The sequence below is a fragment of the Novosphingobium sp. B-7 genome, assembly GCF_000410615.1.
In the GTDB taxonomy this organism is placed as follows: Bacteria; Pseudomonadota; Alphaproteobacteria; order Sphingomonadales; family Sphingomonadaceae; genus Novosphingobium; species Novosphingobium capsulatum.
This window is the reverse complement of the sequence record NZ_KE148401.1, coordinates 1,104-1,330: the sequence shown is the minus strand read 5'-3', so window position 1 is coordinate 1,330 and position 227 is coordinate 1,104. Positions and strand designations below refer to the sequence as shown.

General features: G+C 72.2%; 1 pseudogene. It reads right to left on the bottom strand.

What is annotated here, in order from left to right:
• Positions 1-227 (bottom strand): annotated as a pseudogene (locus H926_RS33515) (hypothetical protein); the annotation flags it as partial.

Here is a 227-nt window from a genome sequence, read left to right as displayed (position 1 = left end):
GGGCGGCGCGATCAGCCGCTTGCGCCGCGGCCCAGCGCCGGGCGACCAGCGCATCATAGACCGCGCGATAGCGATAGAGATCGATCCGCCAATCGGCCCATGGCGCCGGACGCAGCGCGCGCGTGGCCGCCAGCGTCGTGCCGATCGCCGGGTTGCGAGCCGGATCGCTGCGCCAGTTGCGCTCCAGCGCCTGGGGCAGGGTGGCAAAGCGATCATCGCCGATGAAG